Consider the following 13,895-nt stretch of genomic DNA (forward strand, 5'->3'; position numbering starts at 1 on the left):
CGGTGGGCCTGCGTGGCGCCAGGGCAGCGCGGCTGGTTCACGTGGCGACTCCCGGAAGCCGCGGGCTCGGGGCGTGCTCGATGTCGTCCTCGGTCGGGGTGCGACCGCGGTGACATCGTTCGGCGGCGGACTCGACGGCGCGGGCCGCCTCGTCGGTCGCGGTGTGCTCGGCCGCGAGACGCAGCAGGGCGACCGCGCCCGCCCGGATGTCCGGATCAGCCAATCCGTAGCGGGCGGCATCGACCCAGCGGCCCGCCAGCGGCGCCGCGATCGAGCTCGCCTCAGCGACCACCGACGGGCTGGACATGAGCGCGTCGAACACGTGCACGGGAATGGTCCACGCGTCACCGGGCTGCGCGTCGATGTAGCGGACCTCCAAGTGGCCGGACGCGCGTACCGGCGGGAACAGCGTGGTGAGGTGATAGTCGAGATCGCCGGTGTCGGGGCGGCGGCCTACCTCGTCGTCCAGCGCGCCGGACAGCCAGTCGGCGAAGGTGGCCCCGGGCGGCGCGGACCATCCGTCGGCGTCGCCGCATTCCGCCGCACCGTCGGGTCGGCGCACGCACAGCAGCGGCACGTCCAGCGCCCATCTGCCGTAGGCGGCCACCGGGTCGGTCCAGTCCAGCACCGGCGGACGGGTGCGCGTGTTGTCCAGCCGCAGCCAGGCCCGCATGCGCTGGGAGGCCCACGCTCCGGGCGGCGCGCCACGCAGGACGGGTGAACAGGCGAAGGCGGCAAGCAGGGCCGGGCCGACGGCATACAGGGCGATCCACCGCGCGGTGACGTCCGCACGGTCGGCGCCCGCGTCGACGCTGACCTGGGCGGCCGCGGTGTTGCACATCATCAGCTTGCCGAACGGCCCGATGCCGCCGAAGGAGCGCTCCATCGCGCGATAGCGCGGCAGCTGAAGCAAGCGTTTGGGACGGCGGTCCGCGTCGGCGGCGACGGAAACGGGGCGGATGGACCGGGATTCGAGAAGTTCCCGCAACAGGCGGGCATCATCGCGCAGTCGATCACACAGCTGCGCGGCAGCTTCGTAGGGAGCGCTGGAGAGTTCGATCTGACCACCGGGTTCGAGAGTGACCCGGCTGCCCCCCGGCAGCGCGAGCGCCGGCGAATCAGGGGCGATGGACCGTGGTGCGTACGGTCCGAGAGCGTCCGCCAAGGCGGACAGTTGGGGGCGCGGAGCGGCCGAAGGTCCGGACGCCGAACACTCACCCTGCACCGTGAGCCATTCGAGTTCGGCGCCGATCAGCGTGGGTGGTCCGAGCTTGAAGCACACCCCGCCGATATAGGCCTCCGCCGCCGCGCGGGAGGACAGTTCTCCCTGCTCGGTGGCACAACCGGCCGACTCAGGACTCTCGAGCGTGACCGCCATGCCAACCTCCAGTGGGCGTCGGGACGTTGTCCGCTGTTCTTCGGTTATCGCCATTCGGTCCGGTGGTATTCCACTCACGGGCCGAAATTCGCGTGCGGCGATCCATCCAGCGTAGCCATGCGGACCGACAAGAAACCGACATGAAGCCGAACAATCGACCCGATAAGGTCGGCTCCATGCTGGATGACGCTCGCGTACGAGCCGACACTCCCGGATGCGTGTCCGGGCCGGAACCCGGACCCGTTTTCCTCGACAGCGCCGGCTCGTCGCTACCGCCGCGAGTCGTCACCGACACCGTTGTCGCGCATCTGCTGCGGGAAGCGGAGATCGGAGGTTATCGCGCCGCGAACGAGCGGCTCGACGATCTCGCCGACGTCAAGACCGCGATCGGGGCGTTGATCAACGCCGAACCCGAGAGCATCGCGCTCAGCGACAGCGCCACCCGATCCTGGGCGGACTTCTTCTACTCGGTCCCGCTCGCGGCGGGCGACCGCATCCTGATCTCCGAGGCGGACTACGCCAGCAATGCCATCGCCGCCTTGCAGCGCGCCCGCGCCACGGGCGCCACGGTGGAGCGGATTCCGAGCGACGGCAGCGGGCAGATCGACCTCGACGCGCTCACCGCGCTGGTCGACGAACGGGTCAAGCTGGTTTCGATCCTGCACGCGCCCACCAACGGCGGGTTGGTGAACCCGGCAGCGGAGGCGACCAGGATCGCGCACTCGGTCGGCGCGCTGGTGCTGCTGGACGCCTGTCAGTCCGCCGGGCAGCTGCCTTTGGACGTGGCCGAGCTCGGCGTCGACGCCTTGTCTGCCACCGGACGCAAGTGGCTGCGCGGCCCGCGCGGCACCGGATTCCTGTATCTGCGGCCGGAGTTGGCGCGCTCCATGGAACCAGGCCGGCTCGACCTGCACAGCGCGGAATGGACCGGCCCGCACGACTACCGGCTCGCGCCCGACGCAGGCCGCTTCGAGTTCTGGGAGTGCGACGTCGCGGGCCGCCTCGGCCTGGGCGCCGCCGTGCGATATCTGCTCGAACTGGGCCCGGAGAACGTCTACGCCGCGATCGCGGCCCGCGCCGAGCACCTGCGCAAGGCGCTGCCGGAGATTCCCGGCGTCACCGTGCGCGATCTCGGCATCCGGCACAGCGGCATCGTGTCGTTCACCGTTGACGGCGTCGAGTCCGTCGAGGTGCGCGACCGGCTGCTGGCGCGGGACATCACCGTCACGGTCAGCCACGCGGGCTCGACCCTGCTGGACATGACCGGCCGCGGCCTGGCCTCCGTCGTGCGCGCTTCGCCGCACTGCTTCGTCGGTTTCGACGAGCTCGATCGCTTCGTCGCCGCGGTGGCACAGCTGCGCGCCTGAGCCGCGAGCGCCACGGAACGGTCAGGCCAGATGCACGGCCAGTGCCCTGGCCACCAGAGCCGCCGCGTCCACTCCGGGGTCGACCAGGCGCAAGCTTCGATTGGCCTGTGCGGTGGCGATGCCGTGCACATTGGTCCACAGGGCGATCGCACGGTGGCGCGGGTCGATCGCGCCCGATTCCGCCGCCGCGCCGACCAGCTCGGCGAACCGCGCGAACAGCGGCAGGCTGACCGACCGCAGATTCTCGCCGGAGCCTTCGAGTAGGTCGTGCCGGAACATCAGGGTGAACATCTCCGGCCGCCGCGCGGCGAATGCGATGTACTCGGCGCTCATCCGGGTGAGACGATCGCGCGCGGCCCCGGCGTCCACCGCGGCGAACCGGTCCGCGAGATCGGCGAAACCGCGCGCCGCGATGGCGGCGAGCAGTGCGCGGTGGGTCGGGAAATACCGCCGCGGCGCACCGTGCGAGACGCCCGCGGCCCGGGTGATGACCCGCAATCCCAGTCCCGCGGCGCCGACCTCTTCGAGCAGGTCGACACCGGCGTCGACCAGTCGATCTCGTAGCGACTCGCTCTCGGCCATGCGGACATTGTCTACGCCTGTCGCTGTGTGACCGCACACCGGGTGTAGACACTGTCTACGAGATCGGGTAGACAGTGTCTACGCCCAATGCCCTTGGAGGTCTACGTGTGGTACCCGCTGTTCAAGTACGTCCTGCTCGGTCCGCTGCTGCGACTGCTGGGCAGGCCGACGGTCGAAGGACTGGACAACATTCCGCGAACCGGACCGGTGATCATCGCGGCCAATCATCTCGCGGTGATCGACTCCCTCTACCTCGCGCTGGTCGTGCCACGGCGCGTGACGTTCCTGGCGAAGCAGGAGTACTTCACCGGAAAAGGCGTGCGCGGCCGGATCAACCGCTGGTTCTACTCGGTCTCCGGACAGGTGCCGGTCGATCGGACCGGCGGTGACGCGGCCGCCGCGGCGCTGGCCGCCGCCACCCGCATCCTGACGGACGGCGGGGTCTGGGCGATCCATCCCGAAGGCACCCGTTCCCCCGACGGCCGGATCTATCGCGGACGCACCGGCACCTTGCGGGTCGCCATGGCCACCGGCGCGCCGGTCGTTCCCGTGACCCTCTCCGGCACCGATCGGGTGAACCCGCGCGGCAGCCGTCTGCTGCGTTTCGGCAAGGTGCGTATCGCGTTCGGCGCGCCGCGTCGCTATCCGCCCGCCGAGCAGCGCCGGACGGTGCGCGCCGCGACCGACGAGTTGATGCGCGAACTGGCCGCCCGCTCCGGCCGGTGCTACGTCGATCGTTACGCCGCAACCTTTCCGGCCACTGTTTCGCGCCCCTGACCTGCGCCCCTGGAAATGGGGTTAACGCTGGGCCACTATGGCGTGATAGTCGGGGGAGGCCGGTTCCCGGCAACGGTTGGTGATGGAGGAGTTGGGACTTTGAGCAGATTCACCGACGAGATGTATGCGACCGCACAGACCTCCGAGCGCGGCCTGGTGACCGGCGAGCCCGGCGCCCCACTGCGGCGCACGTGGTCGGAGATCCACCGGCTCGCCCGGCGCATGGCGGGCGGGCTGGCCGAAGCCGGTATCGGGCACGGTGACGCGGTCGGCGTGCTCGCGGGCATGCCGGTCGACATCGCCCCGGCCTGCCAGGCCATCTGGATGCGCGGCGCGTCGATCACCATGCTGCACCAGCCGACTCCGCGCACCGATCTGGTGGTCTGGGCGCGCGACACCGAAACCGTGCTGACCATGATCCGGGCCCGCGCGGTCGTGCTCGGCGCGCCGTTCGAGGCGGCCGAGCCGCTGTTGCGCGAACGCGGCATCACCGTCGTGCGCATCGACCAGCTGCCCGGCGGCCCCGACATCGATCCGGTGCCCACCGCCGAGGGCGATATCGCGTTGCAGCAGTTGACTTCCGGCTCGACCGGCTCGCCCAAGGCGGTGCGGATCACGCACGAGAATTTCTTCGTCAACGCCTACGCCATGTTCGACCGGGTGAAATTCCAGCTCGCCGACGATGTGATGGTCAGCTGGCTGCCGCTGTTCCACGACATGGGCATGGTCGGATTCCTCAGTGTCCCCATGCAATTCGGCGCCGAAGTGGTGTGCGTGACGCCGCTGGACTTCCTCACCAAGCCGCTGCTGTGGGCCGAGCTGATCAGCAAGTACCGTGGAACTGTCACCGCCGCACCGAATTTCGCCTATTCGCTGCTCGCCCGGCGGCTGCGGCAGGCCGACGAAGGCGCGTTCGACCTCAGCAGCGTGCGGTACATGTGGAACGGGGCCGAACCGGTGGACCCGGACACCATGGAGGCGCTGGCCGCGGCCGGAAAACGCTTCGGCCTCAACCCGATGGCGCTCACCCCGGTCTACGGCATGGCCGAGACCACGCTCGCCGTGTCGATCCCCGACCCCGGGCACGGACAGGTGCTCGACGTGATCGACGCCGACCTGCTCGAGGCGATCGGCAAGGCGGTGCCCGTGCCGGTGGAGCACGGCCAACCGGCCAACATCCGGCGATTGCCCACCCTCGGCTATCTGGTCGACAACCTGGAGGGCCGGATCGTCGACAGCGAACGTCAACCGTTGCCCGCCCGCTCGGTGGGCGTGATCGAATTGCGCGGTCCCGCGGTCACTTCCGGCTATGTGACGGTGGACGGATTCCAATCGGCCCGGGACGACGAGGGCTGGCTGGACACCGGCGACATCGGCTACTTCACCGACGAGGGACTGATCGTGGTGTGCGGCCGGATCAAAGACGTCATCATCATGGGCGGCCGCAACATCTACCCCACCGACATCGAGCGCGCGGCGGCCAGGGTGGCAGGCGTCCGGCCGGGCAACGCGGTGGCGGTGCGCCTGGACGCGGGCCAGAAGCGGGAAAGTTTCGCCGTGGTGGTGGAGAGCGGCAGCCACCAGGATCCCGACGAGGTCAAGCGCATCGAGCGCGAGATCGTGCACTCGGTGTTCGCGGAGGTCGGCGCGCGGCCACGCACCGTCACCGTGCTCGGTCCCGGCGCACTACCGAAGACGTCTTCCGGCAAACTGCGCAGGGCCGCGACCGCGATGCATCTGCCGCGCGGGTGATCGGCCGAGTGCCGCTCAGTGCAATTGGTTCTGCGCGGTTTCCAGCCCGACGCGCAGCAGCAGTTCCACCGCGTCGGCGGCCTGCTCGATGATCACCGGGACCTCTTTGCGCTCCGGCGTGGAGAACGGCTTCAACACGTAATCGGCCGGGTCCTGGCGGCCCGGCGGACGGCCGATGCCGATGCGGGTGCGCAAGTAGTCCTTGGTGGTCAGGGCGCTGGAGACGGAACGAAGACCATTGTGCCCGCCCTCACCGCCGCCGCGCTTGAGCCGGATGGAGCCGAACGGCAGGTCGAGTTCGTCGTGCACGACGATCACCTCGGTCGGCGGCACGGAGAAGAATTTCGCCAGCGCGGCCACCGGCCTGCCGGACAGGTTCATGAACGAACGCGGCTTGGCGATCAGCACCTGACGCCCGTCCAGCCGCGCCTGCAGCAGGTCGGCGCCGGATTTCTTGTGCACACCGAAACGGCCGCCGACGCGCTCGGCGAGCACGTCGGCGACCAGGAAACCGACATTGTGCCGGGTGCGCTCGTATTCGGGACCTGGGTTGCCCAGTCCGACGACGAGCGCGGGCCCGGCGGACGATTCGGTACTACTCAGCGCTCTCGCCCTCGGCCTCGCCCGCACCCTCGCCCTCAACGGGCTCGGCGGCCGGGGCGGCGATGACGTTGACGATCAGGGTCTCGGCATCGGCGGCCAGGTCGACGCCCTCGGGCAGCTGCAGCTCGCCCGCGGTGATCTGGGTGCCGGCCTCGACGCCCTCGACGGAGACCTCGATGGCCTCGGGCAGCTTCAGCGCGTCGGCCTCGACGGAGACGGTGGTGGCTTCCTGGGTGACCAGGGTGCCGGGGGCGGCGTCGCCGGTGACGGTGACGTTCACGTCGGCGGTGACCTTCTCGCCGCGCTTGATGATCAGCAGGTCGGCGTGCTCGATGTAGCGGCGGATCGGGTGCACCACGACGGACTTGGTCAGCGCGAGCTGCTTCTTGCCGTCGATGACGAGGTTCAGCACCGCGTTGGTGCCGTGCTCACGCAGGATGGCGGCGAAGGCCTGGGCGTTCACCGACAGATGCTGCGGGTCGGCCTGGTGGCCGTACAGCACGGCCGGGACGTTGCCCGCACGACGGGTACGGCGCGCTGCGCCCTTACCGAACTCGGTGCGTACGGATGCTTCGAGAAGGTTGACGTCGGACATGACTGGATCTACTCCTACGGCTCTTCCGGGCTGTCAGTTACACGTCAGGGGTGCTGCACACCTGACGGATGGTCTATTCGTCGGGGCGAAGACCGAACAGGGACGGCCGGAAGCCGCGCCGCGTCGATCACGGTGTCGCAAAACTGGTCTGCGGTCACCCTCGCCGAGACAACCCGAACACCATACCCCAGCGCAGAGGCGCTCTTTGAATCGGGTGGTCACCGGCGGTTCGGCCCGCGCTCGAGCGAGTCGCGTACGCTGGCGGGGTTGCCGATCGGTCGTCTGCGAAAGGTTGTCTTGCGTTGAGCGCCTCCCCTGAGGGTGTTGTCGCGCCCGCACCCCGTGGGTTATCCGCCGAGGTAGCCCGCCGGCGCACGTTCGCGGTGATCTCCCATCCCGACGCGGGCAAGTCCACGCTCACCGAGGCGCTGGCCCTGCACGCCAGGATGATCTCCGAGGCGGGCGCGATCCACGGCAAGGCCGGGCGCAAGTCGACCGTCTCGGACTGGATGGAGATGGAGAAGGCGCGCGGCATCTCGGTCAGCTCGACCGCGCTGCAGTTCAACTACCGGGCCAAGGGCTCCGATGTGGACAGCGTCATCAACCTGGTCGACACCCCCGGCCACTCCGATTTCTCCGAGGACACCTACCGGGTGCTCACCGCCGTCGACGCCGCGGTGATGCTGATCGACGCGGCCAAGGGCTTGGAGCCGCAGACGCTGAAACTGTTCCAGGTCTGCCGCCACCGTGGCATCCCGGTGATCACCGTGATCAACAAGTGGGACCGGCCAGGGCGGGCGCCGCTGGAACTGCTCGACGAGATCAACGAGCGGATCGGACTCACCCCCACCCCGCTGTTCCTTCCGGTCGGCATCGCGGGGGACTTCCGCGGCCTGCTGCGCCGCGGCCCGGACGGCGTCCCGCTCGAATACATCCACTTCACGCGCACGGCGGGCGGCGCGACCATCGCGCCCGAGGAGTCGATCACCCCGGAGGCCGCGGAGGCGCGCGAAGGCGAGCCGTGGAGCACCGCCGCGGAGGAGAGCGAACTGCTCTCGGCCACCGGCCAGGACCACGACCAGGAACTCTTCCTCGCCGGGCAGACCTCGCCGGTCATCTACGCCTCGGCGATGTTGAACTTCGGCGTACGGCAACTGCTGGAGACCTTGGTCGCGCTCGCGCCTGCGCCCGGTTCGCGTCGTGACGTCGACGGCAAGCCGCGCGAGACCGGCGACCCGTTCAGCGCGGTGGTGTTCAAGGTGCAGGCGGGCATGGACGCCGCCCACCGCGATCGCCTCGCGTTCATGCGGATCGTGTCCGGCGAATTCGAACGCGGCATGGTGGTCACCCACGCGCAGACCGGTCGGCCGTTCGCCACCAAGTACGCGCTGACCGTGTTCGGCCGCGAGCGCGCCACCGTCGACACCGCGTACCCGGGTGACGTCGTCGGCCTGGTCAACGCGACGGCGCTGGCACCGGGGCACACGCTGTTCGTAGACAAGAAGGTGGAGTTCCCGCCGATCCCCTCGTTCGCACCGGAACATTTCGCGGTGCTGCGGGCGCGCAGCGCGGGCAAATACAAGCAGTTCCGCAAGGCCGTGGACCAGCTCGATTCCGAGGGCGTCGTGCAGGTGCTGCGCAACGACATCCGCGGCGACGCCTCTCCCGTGCTGGCCGCGGTCGGCCCGATGCAGTTCGAAGTGGTGACCGCGCGCATGCTCGCGGAGTTCAACGTCGAGACCACGATGGAACACCTCGCCTACACGCTGGCCCGGCGCACCGACGCCGCGTCGGCGGACGAACTCGGGCGGCAGCGCGGGGTGGAGGTGTTCACCCGCTCAGACGGTGCGCTGCTCGCGTTGTTCAGCGACAAGTGGCGGCTGCAATACATCGAGAAGGAGCACCCGGCGCTCACCCTGGAGCCCCTGGTCGCTACGGCCGACTGAGTCAGCCGGCCTCGGACTCCGGCCGCAGCGGCGCGGCGCCGGGGTCGCGTTCGATCGATGAGATGCCGTCCTCCTTGGCGATCAGGCCCCAGCGGCTGGAGGTCAGGCGCAGGCTGGGCAGGTCGCTGAGGGAGAGCACCACTTCGTAGGTGCGTTCGTAGCCGGTGTGCGAGATCCGCCACCGCCCGTCGTCGCAGCGCACGTAGCGATCGGTGTAGAAGGCCGCGCCGCGCAGCAGCATGTTGTGGCCCGGAATGAGCACCGTGTCGGCGAGGTACCAGGTGCCGGTGGCGGTGTCGCCTTCGACATCGATCTCGGGGTGGTCACAGCGGTGTTCGGTGATCACGTGCGGCCCGAGCGTGTTGCGCATGAACGCGATGAAAGCCTCGCGCGATTCGAACTGGAGATATTCGCTGTAGGTCGCGGTCGCCTCGGGGATCATGGTGTCGGCAAAATCATCCCACGACTTGGTGTCGAGAGTACGCAGGTACCGGTATTTCAACCGCGAGATCGCCGACACGTCGTCCGGCTCCCGCTCCTCGCCGCGAGTCAGGCGTGGGTCGTCGCGCACCCGCCCGAAGTCGATCGGCCCCGCGTCGAAGGGCAGCCGCTCGTCGGCGCGCAGGTCGCCGGGATCTCGTTCGCCGGTGCTCGCCGCCCGCTGACCACGGCTCGGCGCGGGACCGGCCGTGCCGATATCTCGCTCCTCGGGCTCCGGTCCGCTCGAATCTATGTCCACCCCGCCGCGCTCCTGCCGGCCCGGGGGAAAACCCGGGTCGTCGCGCTGCTGATTACCGGGACCCTTGCCCCGGTCGTTACGCGTTTGCCCAGCGATGCCCAAACCTGGGTCGCCGCGCCCCTGCCCGCCGGTTCGCTGATCCATACCCTCAACAATCCCATCCCGAGTGCCGGATTGGGAGAGTTGTATCAGATTGCTATCGCGACGAGAGAGAACATTCCGACGAAGATCAACTTCGGGGTGTCAGCTTCCGATCGTGAAGCAGGTGCGGCAGAAGTCCTCACCGAACTCGGTCAGCCGGAGACTCTTGCGGACGATCTTCGGCGCCCGGCCCGCCTTCTTCAGCGCCGCCTCCACCACGGGCTGCACCTCCAGCACCATGTAGCGGCTCAGGACCACCGGATCGTCCGAGGTCAGCGTCAGCCCGAGGCGGTTGAGGTTGATCAGGTAGGACCGCGACCGGTCCGGGTAGCGCACCCCGGCCTGCTCGGGCACCGAGGTGAGGTCGCCCTGCACCAGTTCCGAGCCGATCCCCAGCGGACGGTTGGTGCGCACGTCGACCGACGGCTGCGGGCCGTTGAGCGCCATGAAGCGCAGGATGCGCGCCTCGTCGGGAGCGAGCTCGTCGAGGATGCGGTCGTAGGCCGGGTGCACGTCCTCGGTGAAGTAGACGTCGGCGGACCTGGCCAGCAGCGCGTCGCCGCGGCGGCGCAACTCCTCCGTGCTCGCCGAGCGCAGGTACGGCCCGACGGCCAGCGCTTGCTGCGAGGTGGGTCCGTTGGAGGTCGGGACATAGCTGACGATCTCCCGGACCGACCCCTCGGTGACGCCGAGCGCGCTGCGAGCGATGGAGCGCAACGCGTTTCCGGTCCGCTCGGCGATCTCGGCCGAGGACTCCCCGTCCAGCGCGGCCTGGGTGATCTCCCTGGTGACCTCGTAGGTCGTGCCGACCGCCCATTGGCTTCCGCGCACGACGGTGCCCGCGGCCACTCCGGCCGCGCGGAACACACCGCGGATCAGCCGTGCCTCATTGCTGATCTGCCGCTGTTCGACATCCGAACTGCGCTCGACGGCGCGGGGACCTGGCCTTACCACGTCCTGTCCGGTCCTGTCGTCTGCCACGTTTTCTCCGATATCGCCGGGGGGAACGAATCCGTCCCACAGATTACTTCCCCTTGTGTCGCGGGGCATTCGCACCGCCTGACTCGGACAGTGCGACCGGCGCGCGGCGCGCAATAAGGTTTCTTCGCCGAGGGGGTGCTAGTTTTGGTTGCCGGTGAGGCGGCGATCACCGGTGTATCGGCAGGAGGGTGTCGTGTTAGAGAGCGTTTTCGGAATCCACCCGACGATCCTCCTCGAGCTCGTGACCATACCGCTTTTCACCGGCGTGATCGGCTACATCACCAACTGGACCGGCGTGCTCATGCTGTTCAAGCCGGTCGCCTTCCACGGCATCCGAGTTCCCGGCCTGCGCGCGCTGTATCCGTTCCTTCCCAAGCGAATTCAAGTTCTCCCGCTACTGAGCTACGACGGCCGGTTCGGCTGGCAGGGCATCGTCCCGTCGCGCGCGGACAAGATGGCCAGCATCGCGGTCGACAAGGGCCTGGCCAAACTCGGCAGCGTCGCGGACTTCTATCGGGAACTCGAGCCGGACAAGCTGGCCGAGCACCTCGCGAGCATCGCCGACGCGCAGATCAAGGACATCGTCGAGGACATCCTGCGCCGCGAGCATCCGCAGCTCTGGTACAACCTGCCCGCCCAGGTGCGCGACATGGTGCACGCCAGGGTGCGCCAGCAACTGCCGGAGATTCTGCGCGAGCTGACCGAGGAATTGGGCGCGAATATCGATCAGCTGCTCGATGTGAAGCAGATGGTGATCCGCTACTTCCAGGCCCGGCCGCATCTGCTCAACACGCTGTTCCAGGTGCTCGGCGCGAAGGAACTGCGTTTCATGCAGAACTTCGGTTTCTACTTCGGCGCGCCGATGGGTGTGCTGCTGGTCGCCATCCTGCATCTGACCGGCTGGTCCAGCCTGGTCGTGCTGCCGATCGGCGGCGTGATCATCGGCTGGGTGGTCAACTGGATCGGCATCAATATGATCTTCGCGCCCGCGTATCCGAAGTGGTGGGTTCCGTGGCGGCAGGGCCTGCTGATCAAACGCAAGTCCGAAATCACCGACGGATACGCGGAATTGGTTTCCAGCCAGGTGATCACGGTGGCGAATATCGGCGACGAGTTGCTCAACGGCCCCCGCTCGGACCGCACCATGCAGATGCTGGAGGACACGCTGCGCCCGGCCGCCGACCGCGCGCTCGGTCCCGCGCGTCCCGCGGTCAAGTTCGTGCTCGGCAGCCGCGAATACGACTCGCTGCAATCGACGTTCACCAGCGAAGCCATGGCCATCGCGCCGATCGCGTTCGCCGACCCGGAATTCAACGTCCGCCAGGGCAGGCAGATCAACGAATACATCGCGAGGCAGATGGCGATGTTGTCGCCGCCGGACTTCGTGGACATGCTGCGCGCGGCCATCAAGCAGGATGAATGGCTCCTTTTCGTCCATGGCGGCGTGTTGGGGCTGTTCGCCGGATACGCTCATATCCTGATCTTCGGAACGGGAGTGGCGACATCATGGCTGTAGCGGGTCCGGACGACGGCGATATCCAGGCCGTCGAGCACCTCGACGCGACGGCGGCGAATGCCGAGCCATCGCAGGAGATCGCCCGGCGGCCGGCTTCGGACATCGCGCACACCGACGAATTACCCAGACGGGTAACGGTTCCCCTCGCCACCGTGCGTGCGGCGACAGGCGTCGCGCGGGTCGCGTGGACCGCGGTCACCGGGGTGACGTCCTGGAGCGTCGGCACCGCGGTCGGCGTCACCTCGACCGTCGTACGGCGCAGCATCGAGGGAGCGCCGCCGCGAGAAGTGCTGGCCGAGGCGGAGTCCGAGGTCCGTGACGCGATGCGCAAGGCGCTCGGGATGCCCGCCGCCACGGAACCGTCCACGCAGGAAGCGGTGCCGACGCTGCGTGAGCAGGGAGCCGCGCTGTTGCGGTTGTCGGCCAGCCCGCACGGCGAGGACGACAACCATCCGGCCTTCGCGGGCATGCTCGCCGAGTTGACCCCGGACGAAGCGCGCATCCTGCGCTTCCTGCATCTGGACGGGCCACAGCCCTCGATCGACATCCGCACCGGCCGCCCGCGCGCGCTCGGCTCCGAACGCCTGGGCTCGATGCTCACGCTGATCGGCGAACACGCGGGCCTGCGCTTTCCGAACCGGATCCAGCAGTACCTGACCAACCTGCGCAGGCTCGGTTTGATCGAGCACGCGCGCGAGCCGGTCGGCAATCCGAACCGGTACCAGCTGCTGGAGGCGCAGTCACCGGTGCGGGAGATGCTGAAGCGCTCCGGCTTCGGCACCAAGGTGATCTACCGCAGCGTGGTGCTCACCGACTTCGGCGCGGACTTCGTGCGCACCTGCCTGCCGGTGGTCGTGCAGGACGGACGCGCCTCGGGCCACTAGGGCCCCCAGCCGCGCAGCGCCATCTCGGCCACCCGCTCCAATTCGGCCCGGCCTGCTCCGTCGCGCGCCGCCTGGGACATGCCCTGCATCACCGTGCCGACGTAGCGGGCCAGCGTGCGCGCGTCGAGGTGGCTCGGCAGGACGCCCGCGTCGATGTCGGCCTGGATGCGCGCGGCGAACGTGTCGATGTTCCGATTGCGCATATCGCGCAGGAGATCGGCGATCTCGGCGCTGGTGGTGTTGACGCCCGCGCTGATCACCAGACAGCCGTGCGGGCATTCCGGCCGGGTGTATTCCGTCGCCGCCTCGCGCAGAATCCGCCGTACCGCCGCCTCCGCGGTGTCCTCCTCGGCCAGCGCCCTCGCGACGAATCCGCCGTAGCGGTCGCCGAATTTCGCGACGACCTCGCCGAACAACGTCTTCTTGTCCCCGAACGCCGCGTACAGGCTGGGTGCGCCGATGCCCATGGCCGCGGTCAGGTCCCCGATCGAGGTGGCCTCGTACCCCCGGGCCCAGAACAGCCGCATGGCCTTGTCCAGCGCCGCGTCCCGATCGAAGGATCGCGGCCGCCCTCGGGTCGTCGTGCTCATGGCGCAATTTTATAGCGATCACTAGAGAATGTGCTACCTTTCTT

12 protein-coding genes and 1 pseudogene are annotated in these 13,895 nt (G+C 68.8%); 6 read left to right on the forward strand and 7 right to left on the reverse strand.

Going from position 1 to position 13,895, the window contains the following annotated elements:
- Positions 1-37 precede the first annotated feature (37 nt).
- Positions 38-1,378, reverse strand: a complete 1,341-nt coding sequence (gene egtA, locus ABZW96_RS14110; RefSeq protein WP_355074519.1) for an ergothioneine biosynthesis glutamate--cysteine ligase EgtA — start codon at positions 1,376-1,378, stop codon at positions 38-40.
- A gap of 176 nt (positions 1,379-1,554) precedes the next feature.
- On the opposite strand from egtA, the gene ABZW96_RS14115 reads away from it, so the two are divergent.
- Positions 1,555-2,745, forward strand: a complete 1,191-nt coding sequence (locus ABZW96_RS14115) for an aminotransferase class V-fold PLP-dependent enzyme (RefSeq protein WP_355074521.1) — start codon at positions 1,555-1,557, stop codon at positions 2,743-2,745.
- A gap of 21 nt (positions 2,746-2,766) precedes the next feature.
- Here ABZW96_RS14115 and ABZW96_RS14120 read toward each other — a convergent pair whose 3' ends face one another.
- Positions 2,767-3,327 carry a TetR/AcrR family transcriptional regulator gene (locus ABZW96_RS14120; protein WP_355074523.1) on the reverse strand — a complete coding sequence of 187 codons (561 nt, stop codon included), beginning with the start codon at positions 3,325-3,327 and terminating at the stop codon, positions 2,767-2,769.
- A 105-nt stretch (positions 3,328-3,432) separates the two neighbouring features.
- Here ABZW96_RS14120 and ABZW96_RS14125 point away from each other — a divergent pair, with 105 nt between their 5' ends.
- Together ABZW96_RS14125 and ABZW96_RS14130 are read left to right on the forward strand one after the other, a co-directional pair.
- Positions 3,433-4,104, forward strand: a complete 672-nt coding sequence (locus tag ABZW96_RS14125; protein WP_355075028.1) for a lysophospholipid acyltransferase family protein — start codon at positions 3,433-3,435, stop codon at positions 4,102-4,104.
- Positions 4,105-4,203: 99 nt separating this feature from the next.
- Positions 4,204-5,856, forward strand: coding sequence for a fatty acyl-AMP ligase (locus ABZW96_RS14130; RefSeq protein ID WP_355074525.1), 1,653 nt, complete (start codon positions 4,204-4,206; stop codon positions 5,854-5,856).
- A gap of 15 nt (positions 5,857-5,871) precedes the next feature.
- Here the strand turns inward: ABZW96_RS14130 and pth are convergent, their stop codons facing one another.
- Both pth and ABZW96_RS14140 read right to left on the reverse strand, forming a co-directional pair.
- Complete coding sequence (pth, locus tag ABZW96_RS14135; RefSeq protein WP_355074526.1) at positions 5,872-6,486, reverse strand: aminoacyl-tRNA hydrolase; 615 nt, start codon at positions 6,484-6,486, stop codon at positions 5,872-5,874.
- Positions 6,452-7,054, reverse strand: a complete 603-nt coding sequence (locus tag ABZW96_RS14140; protein ID WP_355074528.1) for a 50S ribosomal protein L25/general stress protein Ctc — start codon at positions 7,052-7,054, stop codon at positions 6,452-6,454. The genes pth and ABZW96_RS14140 overlap by 35 nt, the downstream gene beginning before the upstream one ends.
- A gap of 302 nt (positions 7,055-7,356) precedes the next feature.
- Here ABZW96_RS14140 and ABZW96_RS14145 point away from each other — a divergent pair, with 302 nt between their 5' ends.
- The gene (locus tag ABZW96_RS14145; protein ID WP_355074529.1) at positions 7,357-9,000 is read left to right on the forward strand and encodes a peptide chain release factor 3; all 1,644 of its coding nucleotides are present in this window, start codon (positions 7,357-7,359) and stop codon (positions 8,998-9,000) included.
- Between the two features lies 1 nt (position 9,001).
- Here ABZW96_RS14145 and ABZW96_RS14150 read toward each other — a convergent pair whose 3' ends face one another.
- Together ABZW96_RS14150 and ABZW96_RS14155 are read right to left on the reverse strand one after the other, a co-directional pair.
- On the reverse strand, positions 9,002-9,553 hold the full coding sequence (locus tag ABZW96_RS14150) for a nuclear transport factor 2 family protein (RefSeq protein ID WP_355075029.1): 552 nt from the start codon (positions 9,551-9,553) through the stop codon (positions 9,002-9,004).
- A 429-nt stretch (positions 9,554-9,982) separates the two neighbouring features.
- Positions 9,983-10,861 (reverse strand): Abi-alpha family protein, encoded by an 879-nt coding sequence (locus tag ABZW96_RS14155; protein WP_355074531.1) that lies wholly within the window; start codon positions 10,859-10,861, stop codon positions 9,983-9,985.
- A gap of 135 nt (positions 10,862-10,996) precedes the next feature.
- Here ABZW96_RS14155 and ABZW96_RS14160 point away from each other — a divergent pair.
- Both ABZW96_RS14160 and ABZW96_RS14165 read left to right on the forward strand, forming a co-directional pair.
- Positions 10,997-12,377 (forward strand): annotated as a pseudogene (locus tag ABZW96_RS14160) (hypothetical protein).
- Positions 12,368-13,261, forward strand: a complete 894-nt coding sequence (locus ABZW96_RS14165) for an Abi-alpha family protein (RefSeq protein ID WP_355074533.1) — start codon at positions 12,368-12,370, stop codon at positions 13,259-13,261. The pseudogene ABZW96_RS14160 and the gene ABZW96_RS14165 overlap by 10 nt, the downstream one beginning before the upstream one ends.
- On the opposite strand, the gene ABZW96_RS14170 is transcribed toward ABZW96_RS14165, so the two are convergent.
- On the reverse strand, positions 13,258-13,851 hold the full coding sequence (locus ABZW96_RS14170; RefSeq protein ID WP_355074534.1) for a TetR/AcrR family transcriptional regulator: 594 nt from the start codon (positions 13,849-13,851) through the stop codon (positions 13,258-13,260). The genes ABZW96_RS14165 and ABZW96_RS14170 overlap by 4 nt on opposite strands.
- Positions 13,852-13,895: the final 44 nt, after the last annotated feature.

Origin of the sequence: Nocardia sp. NPDC004168 (genome assembly GCF_040610355.1) — a bacterium.
Taxonomy (GTDB): Bacteria; Actinomycetota; Actinomycetes; order Mycobacteriales; family Mycobacteriaceae; genus Nocardia; species Nocardia sichangensis.

Bases quoted from the DNA above. Each gene is read 5' to 3' on its own strand.
- egtA (WP_355074519.1), bottom strand. From the start codon at position 1,378: ATGGCGGTCACGCTCGAGAGTCCTGAGTCGGCCGGTTGTGCCACCGAG.
- ABZW96_RS14115 (WP_355074521.1), top strand. From the start codon at position 1,555: ATGCTGGATGACGCTCGCGTACGAGCCGACACTCCCGGATGCGTGTCC.
- ABZW96_RS14120 (WP_355074523.1), bottom strand. From the start codon at position 3,327: ATGGCCGAGAGCGAGTCGCTACGAGATCGACTGGTCGACGCCGGTGTC.
- ABZW96_RS14170 (WP_355074534.1), bottom strand. From the start codon at position 13,851: ATGAGCACGACGACCCGAGGGCGGCCGCGATCCTTCGATCGGGACGCG.
- ABZW96_RS14165 (WP_355074533.1), top strand. From the start codon at position 12,368: ATGGCTGTAGCGGGTCCGGACGACGGCGATATCCAGGCCGTCGAGCAC.
- ABZW96_RS14140 (WP_355074528.1), bottom strand. From the start codon at position 7,054: ATGTCCGACGTCAACCTTCTCGAAGCATCCGTACGCACCGAGTTCGGT.